The organism is Virgibacillus sp. W0430, from assembly GCF_051846935.1.
GTDB lineage: Bacteria > Bacillota > Bacilli > Bacillales > Amphibacillaceae > JBPYCR01.
The window spans coordinates 68549-90380 of the sequence record NZ_JBPYCS010000008.1 but is presented as its reverse complement, the minus strand read 5'-3'; the positions used below and the strand labels follow the sequence as shown (position 1 = coordinate 90380).

Annotated in this window: 18 protein-coding genes; 13 read left to right on the top strand and 5 right to left on the bottom strand. The window is 37.7% G+C overall.

From position 1 onward, the window contains the following. Nucleotides 1-376: 376 nt before the first annotated feature. Complete coding sequence (dpsA, locus tag ACLIBH_RS06465) at nt 377-1255, bottom strand: dipicolinate synthase subunit DpsA (protein WP_439315886.1); 879 nt, start codon at nt 1253-1255, stop codon at nt 377-379. Nucleotides 1256-1578: 323 nt separating this feature from the next. Here dpsA and ACLIBH_RS06460 point away from each other — a divergent pair, with 323 nt between their 5' ends. From ACLIBH_RS06460 to ACLIBH_RS06430, 7 genes are all read left to right on the top strand, one after another. Continuing rightward, nucleotides 1579-1854: a (2Fe-2S)-binding protein gene (locus tag ACLIBH_RS06460; protein WP_439315885.1), complete on the top strand. Its 276-nt coding sequence runs from the start codon at nt 1579-1581 to the stop codon at nt 1852-1854. A gap of 35 nt (nt 1855-1889) precedes the next feature. Next, nucleotides 1890-3053, top strand: a complete 1164-nt coding sequence (locus tag ACLIBH_RS06455) for an NAD(P)/FAD-dependent oxidoreductase (protein ID WP_439315884.1) — start codon at nt 1890-1892, stop codon at nt 3051-3053. A gap of 59 nt (nt 3054-3112) precedes the next feature. Further along, nucleotides 3113-3784, top strand: coding sequence for an aspartate/glutamate racemase family protein (locus ACLIBH_RS06450; protein ID WP_439315883.1), 672 nt, complete (start codon nt 3113-3115; stop codon nt 3782-3784). A 162-nt stretch (nt 3785-3946) separates the two neighbouring features. Continuing rightward, nucleotides 3947-5299: a TRAP transporter large permease subunit gene (locus tag ACLIBH_RS06445; RefSeq protein ID WP_439315882.1), complete on the top strand. Its 1353-nt coding sequence runs from the start codon at nt 3947-3949 to the stop codon at nt 5297-5299. Nucleotides 5300-5477: 178 nt separating this feature from the next. Then, nucleotides 5478-6821, top strand: coding sequence for a hypothetical protein (locus ACLIBH_RS06440; protein WP_439315881.1), 1344 nt, complete (start codon nt 5478-5480; stop codon nt 6819-6821). Between the two features lie 360 nt (nt 6822-7181). Continuing rightward, nucleotides 7182-8384 carry a threonine synthase gene (locus ACLIBH_RS06435; RefSeq protein ID WP_439315880.1) on the top strand — a complete coding sequence of 401 codons (1203 nt, stop codon included), beginning with the start codon at nt 7182-7184 and terminating at the stop codon, nt 8382-8384. A 48-nt stretch (nt 8385-8432) separates the two neighbouring features. Next, a complete protein-coding gene (locus tag ACLIBH_RS06430) occupies nt 8433-9647 on the top strand; it encodes a dicarboxylate/amino acid:cation symporter (protein ID WP_439315879.1) in 1215 nt (404 codons plus the stop codon). Between the two features lie 199 nt (nt 9648-9846). Here ACLIBH_RS06430 and ACLIBH_RS06425 read toward each other — a convergent pair whose 3' ends face one another. The 4 genes from ACLIBH_RS06425 to ACLIBH_RS06410 form a co-directional block, all read right to left on the bottom strand. Beyond that, nucleotides 9847-10551 (bottom strand): LutC/YkgG family protein, encoded by a 705-nt coding sequence (locus ACLIBH_RS06425; protein ID WP_439315878.1) that lies wholly within the window; start codon nt 10549-10551, stop codon nt 9847-9849. Further along, a complete protein-coding gene (locus tag ACLIBH_RS06420; RefSeq protein ID WP_439315877.1) occupies nt 10538-11977 on the bottom strand; it encodes a LutB/LldF family L-lactate oxidation iron-sulfur protein in 1440 nt (479 codons plus the stop codon). Before ACLIBH_RS06420 ends, ACLIBH_RS06425 begins: the two co-directional genes overlap by 14 nt. Next, complete coding sequence (locus tag ACLIBH_RS06415; protein ID WP_439315876.1) at nt 11974-12708, bottom strand: (Fe-S)-binding protein; 735 nt, start codon at nt 12706-12708, stop codon at nt 11974-11976. Before ACLIBH_RS06415 ends, ACLIBH_RS06420 begins: the two co-directional genes overlap by 4 nt. A 72-nt stretch (nt 12709-12780) precedes the next feature. After that, complete coding sequence (locus ACLIBH_RS06410) at nt 12781-13494, bottom strand: FadR/GntR family transcriptional regulator (RefSeq protein ID WP_439315875.1); 714 nt, start codon at nt 13492-13494, stop codon at nt 12781-12783. 1405 nt (nt 13495-14899) lie between these two features. Between ACLIBH_RS06410 and ACLIBH_RS06405 the strand changes: the two genes are divergently transcribed. The 6 genes from ACLIBH_RS06405 (at nt 14900) to ACLIBH_RS06380 (ending at nt 21815) form a co-directional block, all read left to right on the top strand. Beyond that, complete coding sequence (locus ACLIBH_RS06405) at nt 14900-15976, top strand: sugar ABC transporter substrate-binding protein (RefSeq protein ID WP_439315874.1); 1077 nt, start codon at nt 14900-14902, stop codon at nt 15974-15976. Nucleotides 15977-16138: 162 nt separating this feature from the next. After that, the gene (locus tag ACLIBH_RS06400; RefSeq protein WP_439315873.1) at nt 16139-17677 is read left to right on the top strand and encodes a sugar ABC transporter ATP-binding protein; all 1539 of its coding nucleotides are present in this window, start codon (nt 16139-16141) and stop codon (nt 17675-17677) included. After that, nucleotides 17661-18665 (top strand): ABC transporter permease, encoded by a 1005-nt coding sequence (locus ACLIBH_RS06395; RefSeq protein WP_439315872.1) that lies wholly within the window; start codon nt 17661-17663, stop codon nt 18663-18665. Before ACLIBH_RS06400 ends, ACLIBH_RS06395 begins: the two co-directional genes overlap by 17 nt. Nucleotides 18666-18683: 18 nt before the next feature. Beyond that, nucleotides 18684-19892: an S-methyl-5-thioribose kinase gene (gene mtnK / locus ACLIBH_RS06390; protein WP_439315871.1), complete on the top strand. Its 1209-nt coding sequence runs from the start codon at nt 18684-18686 to the stop codon at nt 19890-19892. A gap of 15 nt (nt 19893-19907) precedes the next feature. Continuing rightward, a complete protein-coding gene (gene mtnA, locus ACLIBH_RS06385; protein ID WP_439315870.1) occupies nt 19908-20951 on the top strand; it encodes an S-methyl-5-thioribose-1-phosphate isomerase in 1044 nt (347 codons plus the stop codon). Next, nucleotides 20952-21815 (top strand): DeoR/GlpR family DNA-binding transcription regulator, encoded by an 864-nt coding sequence (locus ACLIBH_RS06380; protein ID WP_439315869.1) that lies wholly within the window; start codon nt 20952-20954, stop codon nt 21813-21815. It abuts the gene before it with no gap. Nucleotides 21816-21832 lie beyond the last annotated feature (17 nt).

The following is a 21832-nucleotide window of genomic DNA, read 5'->3' as shown; positions in this document are numbered from 1 at the left end:
GGAAAGCGTAGTGTATATCTACTGCGGTCGGTAGGAATCAATACTAAAATTAACGAATACAAAGAGAGGTTTTTTAACTTCTTAAAATAACACCCACAAATACGTGACTCAATCTCGCCGTTGACATAGCTTTTGCTTTCTGTGGGCAATGTCTTAACTAACTTAAAAAGTTTATCCAACTTTTTAAATGGATTTTCACGTCTTGCTATTCCCACTGAAGTTCTCGCATATGTCAACGACTATTCATAAAGAACTGCGGAAAGTCATCATGTTTTTAGAAGTTGAAGCTAGACAGCTAACGATACCATGTATTTGTAAATTTATGTCGCTTCATTAATCGAATTAACCTTCCAAGTAAAACGAACTTGTTTTTTTGTTAATTACGAATTTGTTCTTGAAATAAAGTATCTAGTGTTTCAGCAATTATAGTTCCTGCTGTTTTTGGTGCAGTTTTTCCTGGAAGGCCAAGCGAAAGCATTGCATTAATTCCATGTGACTTTGCTGCCTCGAAATCCGTTCCACCCGGTGCTGAGGCGAGATCAATAATAATTGTATCTGGTTTCATTTTGCGAATATGCTCTAAGTTTAATACAGGATGTGGAACTGTGTTGATGAAAATGCTCGTATCTTTAATTATCGTTGGTAGTTCATTTATATGGACGGAATTCATTCCTAATTCATCTATTCGAGCCATATGTTCTTGTTTTCGAACAGCAACGGTTACGTTTGCGCCGACATTAGCAAAAAGACGGGCAACGGTAAACCCTACCCTTCCAAAACCGAGCACACAAATTTGTGCACCGTGAATCGTACTTTTTGTATGTTTGATAGCTAACTGTAGTGTCGCTTCTGCGGTAGGAATAGAGTTTCGGATCGCTATATCGTCCCGTGCAAAAATTCGGACGAGTGTTCTAGATGTGGTTATTTCATCTAGATACGAATTTGAAACGCCTGTGTAAATGACACAGTGCTCTGGTGTTTTGGTGATCATTTCTTTCGTTAATGTAATATCTTTTTTGGAGTAAGTAGTACTCACGATGCCGTCTTCTGTTGTACCAGTGACAGGCAAGATAATAGTATCCATTGTGCTTAAATCGACCTCAGACAGATCTACTCGTTTGCCCGCATCGTCAAATTGGTCAATTTCATCAAAGCCTACTAAATAAAGTTGTTTGTATGTTGAAGAAAGTTTGCTTACAGCATAAAGATAGCGTTCATCTCCACCTAATAAAAGGATATTTAAGTCGGTTGACATATTAAATTCCACCTTTCAATAGTATTAATAATAACGTAGAATGAATATCGTTATACACTTTTCTAGATAATGAGTTGCCTTGTTAGTTCGATTTCCTATGAAATAAGTAATGGAATGATCGTTTGATGCCAAAACGCTTATTTACAGGAAAATGAATGTGTACTATAATTAATCAAATATAACTGAAAATATATAATTTTACAAATTAAAGTCGGTGTAAAAAACATTTCTCCATAGATAAATTGGTACAAGAAAGCTCTAGATATACTATGCACAGATTAAACATTTAATGATATAGAAATTATAACAACAACTTGGAGGTAATGACGATTAATGATCCCATTATTTGTAGATGTGAGGAAGTTCTTCTAAGTGAAATATTGAGCGAACTGGAACAAGGAACGAGAACGACGAAAGAATTAAAGATACGTACGAGAGCAGGTATGGGGATTTGCCAAGGGAAAACATGCCGACCGCTATTAGAAAAACTGGCTTCTTCGTACAATAAGCAGACTGTACCCGCATCCTCTCAACTCACGCATAATTATCCGATCCGGCCGGTTACATTGAAGGAATTAGCAAATACTGAAGCAAAATAAAAGTAGACGATTTATTTTTTGAAGGAGATGCACGTATGGAAACAGCAGATGCTGTCGTTATAGGCGGCGGTGTAATTGGAGCTTCAATTGCCTATCGTTTGACAGAAGTCGTTGATAATATTGTTTTAATCGATAAAGGCGAAATAGGAGGACAAACTTCTGGCTCCTGTGACAAGGCGATATTTTTACAATCAAAAAAGCCTGGATATCCTATTAAACTTGCAAAAGCAAGCAGAGATATTTATGAAGATTTGGAAGAAGAGCTTGGTGTGCCATTTGAGTTCAAGCAAGCTGGAGGCATGGTGGTCATTGAAAATGAAGCCCATGTTCCATTTATGAAAGAATTCGTTGAAAACCAAAATAAAGCAGGCATCCAAGTACAGCTGTTGGATAGAAAGGAAGCACTATTTGCTCAAGCCTGTTTTTCTCAGCATATAGTAGGGGCAACGTACTGCAATGCGGATGCAGAAGTTAATCCATTGTTATTAAGCAATGCATTTGCAAAGGCCGCTAAGCGTAAAGGAGTGCAGATACGTACACATACGGAAGTAACGAATGTTTTGACGGAAAAAGGTAAAGTGACGGGGGTTGAAACGACACAAGGGAAAATAGCGACACGATATGTTATTAATGCTGCCGGACCTTTTGCCGTAAATATAGCTCGTATGGCGAATATTACTTTACCAATTCAGCCACGGCGAGGTGTAATTCTGATTTCAGAAAGAACGCGTCCAATTGTTAATGGAAATGTTTTGTGTTCACAGTATATCGCTGCTAAACATTTGTCTAGTAGCGAGCGAGCGGTGCCACCGTATGGAATTGGTCTATCCTTAGGGCAAACAGATAGCGGAAACTTATTAATCGGCGGGAGCAGGGAGTTTGTCGGCTTTGAAAAAAAAGTAGCGCCTGATGTGTTTGCTAAGATTGCAGCACATGCCATCCGTATTGCGCCAGCGTTAGAAAGCATTCGAATAATTCGAACGATGACTGGCTTTCGTCCATTCACAGGTGATGGGCTACCGATTATTGATGAAGTAGAAAATGTTAAAGGCTTTATAATTGCTGCAGGCCATGAGGGGGATGGGATTGCTCTTGCGCCGATTACAGGAGTCCTTGTTGCTGATTTAGTAGCAAAAAAAGAAAACGACTTACTTTTACCGCTTAAATTGAACCGTTTTGATCATAGACCACATAAATAAAACAAGATAGCAAGGAAAAAAACGATGCTTGCGTTCCATGTAAGTGAGGTGTAAATGTTATGAATGAAAAAGCCATTGGCATATTAATGCTCGATACTCAATTTCATCGACCATTAGGGGATATTGGAAATAAACAAACGTTTTCCTTTCCGGTTGTTTACAAAACAGTCAAAGGTGCGTCTGTTGCTCGCGTAGTAAATGAAGTAGATCGGTCCGTATTAGATCCATTTATTCATGCTGCCCTTGAGCTTGAAAAGGAAGGGGTAAAAGCTGTTACAACGAGCTGTGGCTTTCTATCAATATATCAAAAAGAGATTCAGCAACGACTGAACGTCCCCTTTTTTTCATCGAGTCTTATGCAAATTCCACTTGCACACTCAATTACAGGGGGAACGGTAGGGGTGCTTACCGCCTCAAAAAAAAGCTTAACGACATCGCATTTAGAAGGAGTGCAAGCGTCTACGTATCCGCTTGTTATTGAGGGAATGGACACCTTTCCTGCTTTTGCTGGTGCAATCATCAATGAAACGGTAGAGCTGGATGAAACGCTTGTCCGTACCGAAATGAAGCAAGCAACGTCTCAACTGATAGAAAAAAACTCGGATATCCGTTCGATCGTTCTAGAATGTACGAATATGCCACCATATAAAAATGCGATACGAGAAATAACAGATCTGCCAATCTTTGATAGTACGACACTGACGAATTACATATACCAGGCGCTTAATTGACGATCGTTTAATTGCAACATTTGTTTAATGTCGTAAACGGGTTACGTGCGTTTACCCCTAATATAAATTAATGAATACTAGATTTGTTTGAACTGCAATTAGTAAGCAGCATCCGATGAAGAACAAATGATTAAATTTAATGCCAAAGGAGGAGAAGAAAGCATGCTTGAAATTAGTATCCCGTTGTTATTATTGTTTCTAATTGCATTAGTCAAACGCATTCCTAAAGTTGGTGGCAATATTAAAGTGGCGCTACTCGTTGCAGCGATTTCATCGGCCATTATTTCTGGTCTTGGCCCAGTTGATACGCTACTCGCTTTTATTGATGGAATCGATCGGCTCTCGTGGGTAATTATGCTCTCTGTTTTTGGCTCTTTATATGCTGAATCTCAAGTGAAGCTTGGTGCTATGGATACAACATTAAATACGCTTCGATCGGCATTTGGGAATTCTCCAAAAGGATTAATTGCTGCCATTTTTATTACATTAATTATTGCAGGTTCATTTTTAGGGGATGCGATTGCTGCAGCTACTGTAATCGGTTTTTTAGTTATACATTCACTATACGAATTAAAACTAAAGCCTGAGCAAATTGGGATGATTATTTTAGTAGGGGCGTCTATTGGTTCAATAATGCCACCTATAACTCAAGGTGTGTTTTTGTCGGCATCTTTAATCGATACCGACCCAGATCCAGTTATTAAAATTGCGTATATTACAGTTTCAATAGGAGCAGTAATTGCTATTTTGGAATCCTTTCGTTTTGTCCGCGGAAAGCAGATGCCCGAGCATTTAAAAACAACGCAGTCCGTATTTGAAATAATAAAGGAACGGTGGATGACATTAATTCCACTTAGTGTATTAGTAGCAATAGTAATCACAAATACATTATTTGATTACAATATATTTGCTGAGTGGCGGATATTTACAGCAATATTAGAGCCAATGAAAGAAGTTCCAATCGTACAAGGCGTTACTTTTCATGTAGTAACAGCAATAATAATTGCGATTATTGTTAGTTTTGTTTTCACTGCTGTTCGAAAAGATGTGAAAAATATCATTAAAGGCGGGTTGTCAAAAGTAAGCCAGACGGTACAGATTCAATTATGTGCAGGTGTAATGGTCGGTGTTTTTTATGCTTCGGGGCTAATTGATAAGGTTGCAATTATGGCAGAAGGATTGGCTTCGTCTATGGTTAAAATCGGTGGTGCTTTATCTGTTGTTGTTGTCGGGATGTTGACCGGATCTCAAACGACCGCTCAATCGGTAAATATTACATTTCTAGGGCCAATTCTTGAAAATATGAATGTCGATCCAACATTTATCGCTTTAGGGGCGTCGCATATCGCTGCCGCCGGACAGAACATGCCGCCTGTCGGTTTAACTGCATTTGTCGTATGTGGTTTAATCGGAGGCATATTAAGCAAAGAGGTCGACCCGATTAAAGTAATGTTTCTCGCCTTGCCGAACTCACTCTATTTTCTTATAGTAGGACTTATCGTATGGTTTTTATAAAGTAAATGGGAAGCAATCCCTTTAGCAAATAGTTTAATAGCGATGCTTTCGATCGCGCTAAAAGCGATTTAGAATAGAAAACTGATCTGGTAATTTCAACGAGAATGCTGTAATTACTCGTAGACGTTTTGGAGTTTGTTTGTTGCGTATTTTATGTTAACTGCTAGGAGATATCGCATTGAAAAAATGGAGTAATCTTTTTATTATTGGATTGATTTTACTATTTATTATTGGGCAACTATTTTCAATACCTAAAATTTCTTATTTGTATCTAATTCTATCTTCAATAGTAATTATTATTAGCTTAATTTATAGTAAAGGGTTACCGCGTTTATTTGGGACAATTATGGTAGTTATAGGTGTACTTGTTCTATTTTACAAACAGGCACCGATTGAAGTATGGATAGAAGGGGTTAATAAAAACGTACCGCTCGTTTGTCTCATTATGCTCGTTCCCATTTTAGGAATACCGATCGGCTTAGGGCGGTATCATGAGGACTTGGCACGCTTGACAACGCGTTTTAATAATAAGCCTCATGTCTTATATTTATTTATCACTGGGCTGTTTTCCTTGTTAGGTCCTATTACAAATATGGGTGCCTTATACATTATTCATTCGATGCTGGATAAGCTAAATCTTCCAAATAACTTATTAGGTCGGGTATATGTGCGTGGCTTTACATCTGTTCATACGTGGGCTCCATATTTTGCCTCCGTTTTTTTAGTTGTCTATTCATTGCAAATACCGATTTATCAGTTTTTACCGTATGGTTTTATACTTAGTGCATTTCAAATTAGTACAGCATTTATTCTATTTCGGTTTGTAGAAATGCGTCATATCGAAATCCCAGTTACAGTTAATGGGACACGTAAAAATCCTAAAAAAATTTACGAGCTATTTGCTGTACTTCTTCTTTTAACCGGATTTATATTTATTTTTGAACCGCTTATCCCGTTAAATGCGAGCGTGCTAATTTCAGTAATCGTCTTGTTTTTTGCATTCGTATGGAGCGTTTATTTACGTGTGCCTAATCAATTTATGGATGAAGTAAAGCGCTATCGACAAGACATACTGCCAACGAGAGCGAATGAAATAAGTTTGTTGCTCACGGCTGGATTTTTTGGTGTTGTTCTGGCGAATACAGAAGTTGCGAAGTATTTTAATGCCTGGTGGGGAAAGCTTGCAGGCACGTCCGTTTTTTTATTAATTTTCTTCACGATTTTTATTATTGCGTTGCTTTCATTTTTAGGAGTACACCAAATTGTGACGATTAGTGCGATTATTGCGACTGTATCGTATGAGCAATTAGGCATTCACGTCATTACAATGGCGATGATGCTGTTAAGCTCTTGGGCGGTTGCTACAACTATATCTCCTATTACTCCGGTAATTACCGTTATATCTAGTATTTTGAAGGAAAATGTGTTTAAAATTATTTTGCGTTGGAATTTATTGTATGCACTCGTAATTACATGTGTCCATACTACATTAATTTATCTCATTCACGTATTCTGGTTATAATTTTATCATTAGAAGACAGAAGTCTCTTGTTCGATTTCATAAGCATATATTCGCAAATAGTAGTGCAGTCGATAGGGCTACATATAAGTGAAGCGATCAGGCGGAACATCCAATAAAGGATGAACTGCCTGTTTTTTTATTTAGCGAGCTTTCTGGGCGTCTTTTACATATTCATTAATCATACATTAGTAGCCGAAGCGTCTGTTCGGATTTACGCATTATCGTCACGATTATAAGTTCATCTGTCTTTTCTTAATAATTACATATTTACAAGCATATATATATTTGAAGACATGCTCTCTGTCAATTATAGGGAAGGAGGATAAGCGTAGAAATACAAAGAGAAAGGAAAGGGTAAATGTGCCTTATAGCTATATTTCGCATTTGTATTGCGCCAAGTGTTCTAAAAAGTTTGAACAGGACACAATTCAAACCGTATGTACATGTGGTGCACCGTTATTAGTTGCTTATGATTTAGAGACGTTGAAAGAAGAGTGGAAGCGCACCGACTTACGAGCAAGAGAAAATAATTTATGGCGGTATCACGAGCTGCTCCCTGTTGAAAAAAAGGAAAACGTTGTTTCGTTAGCGGAAGGGATGACCCCATTGCTTCCAATGCGAGAAATGTCAAAAGCATATGCGATTGACAAGCTATTTATGAAGGATGAAAGCATGCTTCCTAGTGGAACGTTTAAGGCACGAGGAGCAGCCGTTGGTATTTCCAAAGCAAACGAGCTAAATGTGAAGCAGATCGTTATGCCGACAAATGGTAATGCAGGATCTGCCTGGGCTTTGTATGCAGCTCGAGCAGCGATGCACGCTAAAATAATAATGCCTTTAGATGCACCCGTTCTTACACAAAAGGAATGTCTAGTTTCTGGGGCAGATGTGCGATTAGTAAAAGGTTTAATAAGCGACGCTGGAGAAATAGCAAATGAAATTGCCCGTAACGAGCAAATGTTTAATGTCGCTACATTAAAAGAACCTTATCGAATTGAAGGAAAGAAAACGATGGGATTAGAGATTATTGAGCAGCTGGCGTGGGAAGTTCCAGACGTTATCATTTATCCGACAGGCGGTGGAGTCGGTTTAATTGGAATATATAAGGCGTTGAAGGAATTGCAAAAAATCGAATGGTTATGTGGAGTAAAGATGCCGCGTTTAGTTGCTGTGCAGGCTGAAGGGTGTAAACCAATCGTTGAAGCTTGGGAAAAGAAAAAAGCAGAATCGGAATTTTGGAAAGAAGCAAAAACAATTGCATTTGGGATAAATGTTCCAAAAGCGTTAGGTGATTTTCTCGTATTAGACGCGCTTTATTATACGAAAGGTTGTGCAATTTCTGTCAATGATCAAGAAATTATTGAGGAAGTTAAAGAAATTGCTCAAAAAGAAGGCGTGTTTATTTGTCCAGAAGGTGCAGCAGCTTTTTTTGCCGCTCGGAAATTACGTGAAAACAATTGGATAAAAGCAGGAGAGACTGTTGTCGTTTTAAATACAGGAGCAGGAATGAAATATCCAGACATTATTACCGATCATGCATCGCTTGTTTCTCCAATTCATTAATAGAAGCATGAGAAGGGACTATGCATAGATAATAAGGAGGGATTTGTAATGGGAAGAAAATTCATATGGCAAATCATTATTGCCTTTATTTTTGCAATTATTGTTGGTCTAATACTTGGTAATAAGGCAGAGCTTGTTAAACCATTAGGTGATTTATTTTTACGACTTATTAAATTCATCATTGTTCCTTTAATTCTTTCTACAATTATAGTCGGCGTGACAAGTGCTGGCGATATGAAAAAGCTCGGTCGTCTTGGCGGAAAGACAATTTTGTATTTTTTAGTTACAAGTATGTTTGCAATAAGTATTGGTTTAACGGCAGGTTTTATTTTCCAACCTGGAAAAAATACGGGAGTAACACTTGAAGGCGAAACAGTTGAAGTTGCTGAGTCGGAAGGCGTCATAGCTACCTTACTCAATATTATTCCAACAAATCCGATTGAATCATTAGCGTCCGGATCGATTTTGCAAATTATATTTTTCTCTATATTAATCGGAATTGGAATTACGATGGTAGGTGAAAAAGCATTACCAGTTCAACGTTTTTTTGAAGGATTTTCGGAAGTCATGTATAAAATAACTGGTTTGATTATGAAGTTAGTTCCTATTGGTATATTTGGGTTGCTCGCGCCGATCGTCGGGCAATATGGTCTATCTGTTCTGTTGCCACTAATAAAAATTATTATTGCAATGGCTGTAGCGGCTGTTATTCATGTTGCATTTATTTATGCGAGTGCAGTAAAGACGCTTGGAAAGATGAATCCAATTCATTTTCTAAAAGGAATATTTCCAGCTGCAACAGTAGCATTTACTACTGCAAGCAGCTCTGGAACGTTACCTGTTACAATGAAAAATACGCAAGAAAACCTTGGTGTTACAAGAGAGACGAGCAGCTTTATCTTGCCACTTGGTGCAACAATTAATATGGATGGTACAGCTATTTATCAAGGGTTGGCGGTTATGTTCATTGCACAATATTTTGATATAGGGCTCACCTTTTCCCAATTGCTAATGGTCGCTTTAGTAGGAACACTCGCATCCATCGGTGCAGCAGGTGTTCCGGGAGCAGGTTTGATCATGTTAACAATGGTTCTGACAGCTATTAATCTACCATTGGAAGGAATTGCACTCGTTGCAAGTATTGATCGAATCCTTGATATGATCCGAACATCTGTAAATGTTGTAGGGGATGCTTCTGCAAGTGTAATAGTAGATCGATCGGAAAAACAGCTGGAAGCGGAAAATGCGGGGCATGTATCGTAATTATGAAGCCTTACGTGTAAATAGTATAGACATAAATATACTATACAGAGGAACGATTACTACGAATATATGAAAAAGTGTCAGACGACCGATCTTTTAAATGATTGATGGGCTGTCTGACATCTTTTTTGTATTGCCTATCGTTTGAAAAGAATCATTATTTTTCAGTTTCATGCAAATAGTCCTGTGGGCGGGTTTATTACGAAACTACAATATATGTAACCGAAACAGGGCCATGTACACCTACAATTAAATTCATTTCTATATCTGCACTATTGCTTGGACCGGTAATGAAGCTAATACAGGAAGGAAGTAAGTCACCTTTTTTTTCCATCTCATGGATTCTTCTGGTTGCTTGGCTAAGTCTCGGTACTAACGTGTCTTTTGGAATGATGGTAATGTAATTTTTGGGAAGCAGACTAATGGACCTGCCGTTGTACTTATCATTAAATATCGTTACTGTTCCTGACTCGGCTAGCGTTATATCACTAAAAGTAATGCCGATATCTGCACGCTCTGCAAAATGTTGGTTTTCCAACTGTAATGCTGGATCCCATATGTGTACCTCTGTTCCTTCAGACTTTAATTTGGTAAAAACATTTATTAAATTATAAGATTGGTTCCGCTTATCATCAGAAACAATAAGCGACTCTCCTTTGTAGCTCTTAATTACTTTTTCTAATACGTTTGGTAATTCAAGAGAAGTCGTCTTTTTGAAATCTGTATGAATGGACGTGCATTGTTTTTCTAATACATCGACTAATTCATCTACTGTATAGTCTTCATATACGTTCCATTGTGGATACGTGTCAACAGATGTTTTTCTTCGTACATGAGTCCGACGTTGTCTGCCTAAGTTTGCTGCGACGTTTTCCAAAAATACATCTCGATTATGAATGGTCATTATAATCTACACCTTTCTCTCTATTTTTAAACCACGTTCGAAATGATTGTTTGTTCGGCGCCGGGAAATCACGATGTATTGTCCAATTTTTTAACGGACCGGGTCCTTTTGAAATGGATTCATTTCTTGACCAAGGCTTGAGTATTGGATATGCCATTTTTGTACTCACTTTGTAGGCGGCCGGACTCGATGCCCACTTAGCAAATCCTTTCATCATTAGTTTTTCTAGTTTCGGTGCTTTTTTTTCGTTTTCTGTTATTATTTCTCTGTGACGTATAAGTTGTTCATGTAGTGGGATTTTTACCGGGCATGCTTCTGTACAGGCAGCACATAATGAAGATGCATAAGGGAGCTCCTTATGATTTTCATACCCATCAAGAAGAGGTGTAAGTACTGCACCGATTGGCCCTGGATAAATTGAACCGTATGCATGACCGCCAACATGCCGATAAACGGGACAAACATTAATGCATGCAGCACAGCGAATGCAATGAAGTGCCGATTGAAATTCAGTTCCTAAAATTTTAGAGCGCCCATTATCAACGATAACTAAATGATACTCATCAGGGCCGTCAATTTCTTCTTCTAAACGTGTACCCATTAGACACGTAATATAACTTGTTAATTTTTGTCCGACAGCTGCTCGGGTCAATAGACTGACTACGATATCAAGATCCTCCCAGGAAGGAACAATTCTTTCCATACCCATAACAGTAATTTGTGTGTTCGGTAAGGATGTAACTAAACGGGCATTCCCTTCATTTGTAACGAGTGTAATGGCTCCAGATTCTGCGACGGCAAAATTACAGCCAGTAATGCCGATGTCAGCAGTTAAGAATTCTTTTCGTAATTGTTCTCGGGCAAATTGAGCAAGCTCCTTTGGTTTATCGGAAAGGGTATATCCTCTTTTATCTCGGAAGGTCTTTTTAATCTGTTGTCGATCCTTATGTAGTGCTGGTGCAACGATATGAGAAGGCGGATCTTCATCGAGTTGTAAAATCCATTCGCCTAAATCCGTTTCGATCACTTCGGTGCCAATTTCGTGTAATGCTTCATTTAAACCAATTTCTTCAGAAACCATTGATTTTGATTTTGCTACCTTTTTTCCATTTTTCTTTTTAATAACTTTTTTAATGTAATCATTTGCTTCATCGGCTGTTTTTGCAAAAAAAACATTTCCACCTCGACGTGAAACTTGATCACTTAATGTATGTAAATAGTAATCAAGATTTTCAATCGTATGGGCTCGTATATCTTCCCCTAAGCTTCGCCAAGTCTCCCAGTCTCCTAATTCTTCAGCAGCTCGGATTCGTCCTTTTTTTAATCGTTCCTGTGCGGATGAGACAGCTTGCCTCATAAAGCTATTTTCGATTCCTTGTTCAATCCGATCGGTATAGGACTTATCCTCTGCAATACGTATGCTCACTTGTTATCCACCTCATCGCTATAATTTAGAATTTCTGCAATGTGAACTACTTTTATATTCTTTCCTTCTCTAGTCATTTTCCCACCGATATTCATTAAGCAAGCCATATCGCCGCCAACTAAATATTCGGCCTTCGTCTCTGATACGTGGTGCGATTTTTCCTTTGCCATCTCACTGGATATTGCAGCGTTTTTTATCGAAAACGTACCGCCAAATCCGCAACAATCCTCTTTCATCGGCAAAGCTATTAAATCAACACCTGGAATGTTTTTTAGTAGAGTAATCGGTGCTTCCTTGACACCGAGAAGTCTTGTCATATGGCAGGAAGGATGATACGTTACTTTTCCTTGGAAGGAGGATTTGAAATTTTCAATTCCGAGTACATCTACTAGAAATTGTGTTAGCTCATATGATTTCTCAGCAAGCGCTTTGGCAGGTTTTTCCCATCTTGGATCGTCTTTAAAGGCTTTTGGATACTCTTTTAACATACCGACACACGATCCAGAAGGGGCGACAACATATTCAGAGTTTTGAAATGCACGAATCATTTGTTTCATAGCTTCTTTGGAATCTTGTAAATAGCCACTATTAAAAGCAGGCTGACCGCAGCATGTTTGGGAGTCGGGAAAGTCTACCTCACAACCAACCTTTTCCAATATTTCTACAGTATGCTTACCGACATTTGTATGGAAAAGGTCGCATAAGCATGTAATAAATAAGGACACGTTCAATTTCATTCCTCCGTTTCGTTTTGTCGTAGATTTTCTAATAAAACATACCATTAAGTTAATTTCACAAAGTGTTCACTGTTCTTTTAAATATTGAGATAGTACAGTTTCTACCCCATTCAAGTGATGTAGCATATGTTTTTGCGCTAGCTCTGATTGACGGGACTTTATTGCTTCATAGATAAGTAGGTGCTCTTTTTGTAATAAATTATTTTTCCCTTTTGTATAAAGAATGAGTTTCCGTGACTCTCGTATAACTTCTTGCATAATTTCGGAAACGTTGTTTAATAAGTTGATAAGCATCCGATTATGTGTTGCTTGTGCAATGGCCAGATGAAATTGATAATCCGCGTTTTCTCCTAGCTTTCCATCTAATTTTGTATTTTCCATTTGAAGAAGTGCTTCTTTTATATTTAAAAGATCGGCTTCCGTACGATTTATTGCGGCTGCTCTAGCGGAGCCAACTTCGAGTATTTTGCGTACTTCCAGAAGCTCTTTTACATCCTCTTGTTTCATTAAAAGTGCAGGAGCTACCGGTACGTTGAACTTTTCAGGATTGAAGCTTGCAACAAATGTACCTTCTCCTTGCCTCACTTCAATCAACCCCATTGCACGCATGCCGCTTAGAGCTTCTCGAATAGCAGAGCGGCTCACTTCAAAGCTTTTCGAAAGCTGTTCAATGGACTCTAATTTATCTCCAGGCTTTAAATTTCCCATTTTAATATTGTCAATTAAAGAATCAGCTACTTTTTCATATGTTTTTTTTGTTTTGACAGGTTTATACAGCATTGTTTTTTCTCCTATTGTCGTATTATGTAGTAAATGAATTTAATCATAAGGTCATCTGATGACCTTAACAGTCTGAATATATTAATAATTAAGTTATCATGTTCTTGAATAAAGGTCAATGAGAAGGGGCTGATTGATTGATTGAGTCACGTATTTGTGGGTGTTATTTTAAGAAGTTAAAAAACCTCTCTTTGTATTCGTTAATTTTAGTATAATTTTAGTATTGATTCCTACCGACCGCAGTAGATATACACTACGCTTTCCGAGGAGGCTGAAGCCGTGCCCGCGGAAAGCATCCACCTGCAGTGAAAATCAACGGTGTTATTCATGTGTATATCGTACGAAGTAAAATTAATCACATATTATCTAGTTAGATTCGTGCATCTGTTCCCCCACAAACATTTTACTCATACGGGCTGATTACCATTTTTGTGGATGGCTAGTAGAATCGTAAAATACATTTCTTTATTTACGTTTTATTTTATAGTGCGGTTACCGCCGTTGACATATGCTTCGCTTTCTGTGGGCAACGCCTCAACTAATTTAAGAAGTTTTTCAACTTCTTAAATGGATTTTCGGCTGTTGCTTTTCCCACTAGAGTCTTCGCATATGTCAACGGCTATTGCTAATTCATTGATCAAAGATAGAATGCGTCATAAGCTTCCTGTCCCTAAAGCGAAATGTGCGATTAGTAAATCTGTTTCGTCCTTTTTTTAGTGCAGTTACATACTTTTTAATATGGTGCGGTTACCGCCGTTGACATATGCTTCGCTTTCTGTGGGCAACGCCTCAACTAATTTAAGAAGTTTTTCAACTTCTTAAATGGATTTTCGGCTGTTGCTTTTCCCACTAGAGTCTTCGCATATGTCAACGGCTATTGCTAATTCATTGATCAAAGATAGAATGCATCATAAGCTTCCTGTCCCTAAAGCGAAATGAACGAGATAAGAAAATGATATTCTTAACGTTCATATGCTCTCATACAAACATTTTAATTGTGCCTTAAAAAGGGCTGACGCACGTTTTTTGAAGTTTCTGCTTTCCTCGGAAATTACACCTATTTGAAAATACCATTATAAATAGGTACGTTATGTTATCATTTGTTATAAATGTTAAAAGTGATGTTAAACAAGCGGTGTTACAGCACTTGGAAGTTAAGTTATTGTTAAAAAAAGTCGGAAAATCTGCAAAATACGATTGACAACTTGTTAATAAGTGTTATTATAATGTTATTGTAATGTAAATTTAGTGTTAAATTTACGTTTAAAATGTTTTTGGGTGTTATTTTTTGTTTTTTTAATAAAGATGTATGCGCTTTATTTATGAAAGGAGTGGGTGCTTTCCGTCAGAATCATTATGAATAAATAATTTCCATAGCGTGAAAAACTTATAGGGAGGAATTACTTTGAAAAAGCTCTTACTTTTACTAGTATTATCAACTGTACTTGTTATATCTGCATGTGGAGGAAAGGATTCTGGCGAAAAGGAATCGTCTGAACCGAAGGAAAAAATTGAAGGCGTACCTGAAGCGATTCAAGATGATGTGAAAATCGCTGTTATCCGTAATTTACCGTCGGACGACCATACAAAACAATTTTTGGATGGAGCACGTGCTGAAGGTGAGGCATTTGGATTTACGGTAGATACATTTATTTCTGACGGGGACGATGCTAAATTCCAAGACCTTGTAAAACAAGCAATTCAAAAAGATTATGATGGTCTTGTTATATCCCACGGAAAAGAAGCATATTCAAACGATATGATTCAACCTGCGTTAGATAAAGGAATGGAAGTTGTAACATTTGATACGGTCGTTGATTTAGAAGATGTAACAACGACGGTTCAGGATGACCATAAATTGGCCGAGCTTAGCTTAGAAGAAGTTGCGGCACTTTCTGAAGACGGAGAGCCTGTAAAAGTTATAAAACTATGGCTTGGTGGAATTCCTCCTTTAGATAGTAGAGAGGAAATTTATAAGCAGTATGAAGAAGCTGGAAAGATAGAAACGCTTGAAACAATCGGGCCTGCTAACATGCAAAATGTTCAAGGTGATGTTTCTGCCGGCGTAAGCTCTATTCTTGGAAAGTACCCGGAAGGTGAAGTAGATGCGATCTGGGGTTCATGGGACGAGCTTGCAAAAGGTGGATTCAATGCGATGAAAGATAACAATCGTTCGGACATCAAATTAATTTCAATTGATATTTCTAATCAAGACATTAATTTAATGATGGAAGAAGGAAGCAACTGGATTTCAACGGCTGCAGTTGATCCATCTCTTATTGGTGTAATGAATATGCGTCTATTAGCGAAAAAGATTGCAGGCGAAGAAACACCAGATCATTATCAGTTAGAGCCTAAACTAATCAAACAAGAAGACTTAACATCTGAAACAAACATGACAAATCTAGGCGATGTAATTGATGGATGGGGCATTTCTGACGACTTTAATGAAGAGTGGATGGAAAAACTAAGAAACAACTAATATTGAAAACTAGTAAAGGAAGAATTGGCTTGTCTTCCTTTACTAGCTTTTTACACTTTTAAAGCAAATTGGCTTCAAAGTTTCGTATAGAGGAAATGCTTCGGTCATACCGTAGCTAGAGCCACAACAATTACAAGATTCCCATAATGGATAGGTGAGAATATGGACGTGGTAAAAACAAAACTCAGGATGGAAAATATCTCAATCGAATTTCCAGGTGTAAAGGCGCTTTCGGATGTTCACTTTGAAATGGAGACAGGTACAATCCACGCGCTGATAGGAGCAAACGGTGCAGGTAAGTCTACCTTAATGAAAGTGCTGTCTGGAGCCTACAATCATTATACAGGAAAAGTCTTTTTCAATAATGAAGAAGTAACGATCCGCTCTCCAAAAGATGCCAAGGACCTAGGAATAGATATTGTTTATCAAGAAGTTGATACAGCATTAATTCCTTACTTATCGGTAGGAGAAAATATTATGCTTGATGTCCTTGTTAATGATATGGGGAAAAATCAGTTCGTAAATTGGAGAAAAATACATTCAGAAGCAAAAAAGATTTTAAAGCATTTAAACATAAAGCTGGATACGAAGCAAGGGGTATCTAATTTAGACTTAGCAGAAAAACAAATGGTATTAATTGCTAGAGCAATCGTTCAAGAGAGGAAGTTTCTCATACTTGATGAGCCTACTGCGCCATTAAGTAATAAAGAAACAGCAGAACTATTTCGGATTGTTAGAGAGTTAGCGACAAAGCAAAATGTAGGAATTATCTTTATTTCACACCGTTTACCGGAGCTATTTGAAATTTGCGAAGACATTACAATTATGAAAGATGGGCAAATTGTTAATTCAAGCCCGATTAAAGAATTGACGACGAAAAAAGTTGTTGAGTATATGTTAGGAAATGCTTCACACGAAGATTATAAAAAGCAACATAAAACAGTCGGCGATTCACTTTTAACTGTGCATAATCTGCATGATAAAGAAGGAAAAGTAAAAGATGTTAGTTTTAATGTGAATGCTGGTGAAGTAGTAGGGATTGCAGGCTTAGTAGGAGCTGGAAAAACAGAGCTGTGTAAGACGATATTTGGTGCAAGTGCAAAGGAATCGGGAACAGTTAAATTAAATGAAAAAGAAGTAACAGCTAGAACGCCTTATCATGCAGTTAAACAAGGGATTGCTCTCGTTCCTGAAGAACGACGTAAAGAGGGTGTATTAGTGGAAGAGCCGGTGTATAGTAACTTATCGGCTGCAAACCTTAAAAAGTTTACGAATGCACTCAGTTTCTTAAAGCCTTCACGGGAAAAATCGGCTGCACGAAAAATGATTGGAGATATTGGAGTAAAGACTCCGAGCGAAAATCAAAAAGTAGCTTTACTATCCGGTGGTAATCAGCAAAAGGTTGCTGTAGGAAAATGGCTCATGTCGGAAGCTGATATATATATATTTGATGAACCTACAAAAGGTGTCGATGTAGGTGCAAAAAAAGAAATATTTCAATTGATTGATGGGTTGGCTGTTGACAAGAAAGGAATTGTTTACGCTTCAAGTGAAATTTCTGAGATGTTGGCAATAACAGACCGAATTTATGTAATGTATGATAATAAAATTGTAAAAGAATTAGTTACTGCAAATACAAGCGAAGAAGAAATCATGCATTATTCTACGGGAGGAAATGAAGAAAATGGTAAAAAACAATGATAAAAGTCTAAATAAATTATCTGGATCCGGAATAATGCAATCTGTAAATAATTGGGGAACCATTATTGCCATTATTGTATTGATCGCATTTTTTACCATTGCTTTACCAGACTTATTTTTAACAGGATCTAATATCGTTAATATTTTAAGAAGTATATCTATTGTTACGATTATTGCTATTGGTTTGACGGTATCGCTTTCGGTTGATGGGTTTGATTTATCGATCGGGTCTTCTGCTACGTTGGCAAGCTCTTTAGTTATATCGTTCTTTGTTTGGTACAGCATGCCGGCAGGAATTGCAATTCCGTTAGCATTATTGGTTACATTAGTTGTTGCTGGTGTGAACGCCTTTTTAATTGTAAAAGTAAAAATACCAGATTTATTTGCGACGCTATCTACGATGTTTATTTTCGAAGGGGTTGCAATGACATATACTGGTGGAGGCTCTGTCAGTGTCGGTATGCCACGTTTGGATGGCTCGCCAACTGAAGGTACGATACCTGAATTTTTCTCAAAGCTCGGTCAAACGCCTTGGATTATTATTATAATGATTGTTGTTGTATTAATCGTCCATGTGTTTCTAAACCATACAAAGCACGGTCGTTATATGTATATGATTGGTGGAAATCGAGAAGCAGCAAGATTATCTGGTATACCTGTAAACCGTTATCGTACATTAGCTTACATTATTTCAACGTTGTTTGCTGCTTTGGGAGGTATAATTTTAGCCTCTTATATAGGTTCATCACAAATAAACGCTGGTGCAGGTTACTTGATGCCTGCCGTTGCCGCTGCATTTATTGGAGCTTCTTTCGCTGGTAAAGGTAAGCCAAACGCGATAGGTACGTTTTTCGGAGCAGTTTTAGTTGGGATATTAGAAAATGGACTTATAATGATGTCTGTGCCTTATTACTCACTAAATATTGTAAAAGGGTTAGTATTGGCACTTGCATTGGCTTCGACTTACTATAATCAAAGAAACCATTAATGAAGGAGGAATACTGAAATGGCAAAGTTTACGACCTATTTTTTAATGGAAAATGAAGATGTCATTGAGTATGTAAAAGAAAAGGTGTCTTTCTTTCATGAAAATAGTGATTTAACGAGCAAAGAAATAGGCGATGGCAATTTGAACTATGTATATCATATTGTTGATCGCACGACTGGTAAATCCGTAATTGTCAAACAAGCAGGAGATACGGCACGGATTTCAGAAGATATTAAACTGTCAACGAACAGAATTAAAATTGAATCAAATGTATTGAAGCTTCATGGAGAGCTAGCACCTGGACATGCACCAGAAGTGTATTTATATGATGATATAATGAACTGTTGTATTATGGAAGATCTATCCGATCATACGATTTTGCGTGATGCGCTTTTGGAATTTGAGACATTTCCAAAGCTTGCTGAGCATATATCTACATTTATGGTTCAAACGTTACTCCCAACAACAGATGTAATAATGGAGCATAAAGAAAAGAAATCAAAAGTACAGGAATATATTAATCCTGAGCTATGTGAAATTTCTGAGGATCTTGTATATACAGAGCCATTTAATGATTACAACAATCGTAACGAGCTTTTTGCAGCGAACAAAGCATGGATTGAAAAAGAAATTTATGAAGATAAACAGCTGCATTTAGAAGCAGCCAAGCTGAAATTCGAATTTATGAATAATGCACAAGCGCTCATTCATGGCGATCTTCATACAGGCTCCTTGTTTGTTACACAGGAGTCCACGAAAGTAATTGATCCTGAGTTTGCTTTTTACGGCCCGATTGGTTATGACGTAGGTAATGTGATTGCTAACATGATTTTTGCTCTCGTTCATGGAGACGCGCATAAAAAACAATCATTTGTAGCATGGGCAGAACAGACAATCTCTGACATTGTTGATCTATTTAATACAAAATTTAACCGTTATTGGGACACGCATGTTACCGATCGAATGGCAAAAGAAGAAGGCTTTAAAGCATGGTATTTAGATAATGTATTAAGTGATACGGCAGGAGTCGCTGGACTGGAAATGACTCGGCGTGTTGTCGGATTGGCTAAAGTTAAAGACATAACATCCATTGAGGATGAGGCAAAGCGAGTACGTGCAGAAAGAATTTGTTTATCAATTGCTAAGCAATTTATTAAAAATAGACATACATTTAAAACAGGAAATGACTTTTTAGCTGTTGTGAAACAAGCAATGAAAAATAACTAAAACAAGAGGTGCGTTATGACAAAACCGCTATTAACAATTGAATGGAAAAATGATAGATTAGTATTGTTAGATCAGACGCTTTTACCAAATGAAATTGTGTATGATGAATATACGACGTTGGAATCGGTTTGGGAAGCGATTCGTGTAATGAAGGTTAGAGGTGCACCGGCAATAGGTGTTACTGCAGCGTATGGAGTTTATTTAGGTATTAAAGACGCACCAGAAACGTCTTTTGAGGATTTTTGGTCTGTTATGGAAAAAGGAACTGATTACTTGGCCACATCTAGACCGACAGCTGTTAATTTGTTCTGGGCAATTGACCGAATGAAGGATTTTGCGCAAGCGAACAAATCATTAGCTGTACCAGAGCTTAAAAAGGCACTTCTTAAAGAAGCGATTAACATTCATCAAGAGGATGAACAAATTAATAAACAAATTGGTGAGCATTTGTTAAGCATGCTCGAAGATGGTATGGGGATTTTAACGCATTGTAATGCCGGAGCACTTGCTACTACAAAGTACGGTACTGCAACAGCACCTATGTACTTAGCCAAAGAAAAAGGATGGGACTTAAAAATCTTCTCTGACGAAACTCGTCCGAGATTACAAGGCTCTACGTTGACGGCATTTGAACTTCATCAAGCTGGAATCGATGTAACCGTAATTACAGATAGTATGGCAGCTGTTGTAATGTCTCAAGGGAAAATTGGTGCTGTAATCGTAGGGGCAGATCGAGTTGCAGCGAATGGCGATGTTGCGAATAAAGTTGGAACATTAGGAGTTTCTATTTTGGCAAAAGAGTACAATATTCCGTTTTATGTTGCTGTACCAACACCAACGATTGATATGAATACCGAAACAGGCAAAGACATTCCAATTGAAGAAAGAGACAAAGAGGAAGTAATCAAAGGCTTTGGGCAATATACTGCACCTGCGGATGTTGCTGTATATAATCCAGCATTTGACGTCGCACCTCATGAAAATATAACGGCCATCGTTACGGAAAAAGGAATTGTCCGTGCGCCATTTGCAGAGAACTTAAAAAAGTTATTTGCATAAGTGGATAATGTAGCGCAGCTTGCTAAAAATACGAAAAGAAATGAGAGAAGATGTATGGTGCTTTTGCCAACTGCGAGAAGGGAAGAAATTATTAATATTTTAAAAACGAAGGACTATGCGGAAATATCCTATTTAAGTCAAAGATTTCAAGTATCCGAAATGACGATACGACGAGATATTGAAAAGCTTGAGAAAAAGGATAAAGTAAAAAGAGTTTATGGTGGTGTCCGATTAAAAGAAATTGGTGAACGGGAATTGGAAAGTCCAATTGATGAACGGAAAAGCACAAACACTCGTGAAAAGCAAGCTATTGCAAAAGAAGCAGCAGCGTATATTAAAGACGGTGATGTGATAGCCTTTGACGCGAGTACAACCGCATATGAACTCAGCCGTTATATAAAATTTAAAAAGAAAGTAACGGTCGTTACGAACAATATTAATATAGCAGTAGAATTATCGGATGATCCTGAAATTACCGTTATTTTACTAGGTGGGTTTGTAAGAAGAACTTCCCTTTCTTTAATTGGTTCCTCCTTGTCAAAGTACTTAGAATCCATCTTTATCGACAAAGCGTTCATTTCCTGTAAGGCATTAAACTTTTCAGATGGAATAACGGATTCGTTAATGGATGAGGGAGAGGCAAAGCAAGCAATAATTAAGCGCTCCAATCAATTATTCATACTTGCCGACCATTCAAAAATAGATACGATAGCTTTTTTCAAAATCTGTCCAGCCGATCGAGTCGATGCACTAATAACGGATGCATTCGTTCCGCTTACGGATGGCCAGAAATCGTGTTTAGAATTATATCGCGAGAGTGGCATTGATTTAATTATTGCAGAACCAGTACCATCTCAATTATAATTTATAGTGTGAATTGA